We start from the raw sequence: 1,739 nt of genomic DNA on the forward strand, positions 1-1,739 counted from the left end.
CGACACGCGGCCGAAGCCGCGGAGCGAGGGAGGATGGATGGACACGGGTCAGCCTCTTCTGGAGGTGGACGGCGTCACGCTCCGCTACAAGACGCCCGACCACCTCGTCACGGCCACCTACCGGGTGAGCTTCCGGGTCTGGCCCGGGGACCGGTTCGTGCTGCTCGGGCCGTCGGGCTGCGGGAAGTCGACGCTGCTGAAGGCGGTGGGCGGCTACATGGCGCCGACGGAGGGGGAGATCCGGCTGAAGGGGCGGCCGGTGACCGCGCCCGGCCCCGACCGGATGATGGTGTTCCAGGAATTCGACCAGCTGCTGCCGTGGAAGACGGTGCGGCAGAACGTGGTGTTCGCGCTGGAGGCCTCGGGCCGGCTCAGGGGCCGGGCGGCCCTGGAGCGGGCCAACCTGTACATCGACAAGGTCAACCTGACGAAGTTCGCCGACAGCTATCCCCACACCCTGTCGGGCGGGATGAAGCAGCGCGTGGCCATCGCCCGCGGCATGGCGATGGAGCCCGACATCCTGCTGATGGACGAGCCGTTCGCGGCGCTGGACGCGCTCACCCGGCGGCGCATGCAGGACGAGCTGCTGGCGCTGTGGGAGGGCACGCGCTTCACCGTGCTGTTCGTGACCCACTCGATCCCCGAGGCGATCAAGGTCGGCTCGCGCATCCTGCTGCTCTCGCCGCACCCGGGCGAGGTCAAGGCCGAGCTCAACAGCGCCGAGTCGCCGGAGGCGGCGCTGCGGCTGGAGAGCCGGATCCAGCACATGCTGTTCTCGGAAGAGATCGCGGAGGCCGAGAATGTCTAGCGTGCAGGCCCTGACCGGCGGCGTCCTGGGCGGCGCCCCGCTGACCGGCACGGCGCCCCGCCCATCGCCGGTGGAGGCCGGCCGGCCCGAGATCGTGCGCGAGACCGGGCACGCCCAGGGCGCGACGGTGGTGGAGAAGCCCCTGTCGCTCGCCGAGCGGCTCTACAACCAGGCTTGGCTGCGCAAGGTCGTGATCCTTGTCCTCCTGGCGGGGATCTGGGAGGCCTACGGGCGCTACCTCGACAACGACCTGCTGTTCCCGACCTTCTCGGCCACCGTGGCGGCCTTCGTCCGGGGCATCGCGGACGGCACCCTGCCGGCCCGGGCCTGGTCGTCGCTGAAGGTCCTGCTGATGGGCTACGCCGCCGGCGTCGCCCTGGCGAGCGTGCTGACGGGACTGGCGATCGCGTCGCGGATCGGGACCGACCTGCTCGAGACCCTGACGTCGATGTTCAACCCGCTGCCGGCGATCGCGCTGCTGCCCCTGGCGCTGATCTGGTTCGGGCTGGGCAACGGCAGCCTGATCTTCGTGCTGGTCCACTCGGTGACCTGGGCGATCGCGCTCAACACCCATTCCGGCTTCCTGTCGGTGAGCCGGACGCTGAAGATGGTCGGGCGCAATTACGGGCTGTCGGGACCGGGGCTGATCGGCAAGATCCTGATCCCGGCGGCGTTTCCCGCGATCCTGACCGGCCTGAAGGTCGGCTGGGCGTTCGCGTGGCGCACGCTGATCGCCGCCGAGCTGGTCTTCGGGGTGTCGTCCGGGGCGGGCGGGCTGGGCTGGTTCATCTTCGAGAACAAGAACATGCTCGACATCCCGAACGTGTTCGCCGGGCTGCTGACCGTGATCCTGATCGGCCTCGTCGTCGAGAACCTGATCTTCCAGACCATCGAGCGCCGCACCGTCCAGCGCTGGGGCATGCAGGCCTGA

At 69.9% G+C, this 1,739-nt stretch carries 2 protein-coding genes; both read left to right on the forward strand.

The genetic code is table 11. From position 1 onward, the window contains the following. Positions 1-37: 37 nt before the first annotated feature. Positions 38-808, forward strand: a complete 771-nt coding sequence (locus ACXJKQ_RS27555) for an ABC transporter ATP-binding protein (RefSeq protein ID WP_457108845.1) — start codon at positions 38-40, stop codon at positions 806-808. Beyond that, positions 801-1,739 carry an ABC transporter permease gene (locus tag ACXJKQ_RS27560; RefSeq protein WP_457108844.1) on the forward strand — a complete coding sequence of 313 codons (939 nt, stop codon included), beginning with the start codon at positions 801-803 and terminating at the stop codon, positions 1,737-1,739. Before ACXJKQ_RS27555 ends, ACXJKQ_RS27560 begins: the two co-directional genes overlap by 8 nt.

Source organism: Methylobacterium sp. P5_C11, from assembly GCF_054049775.1.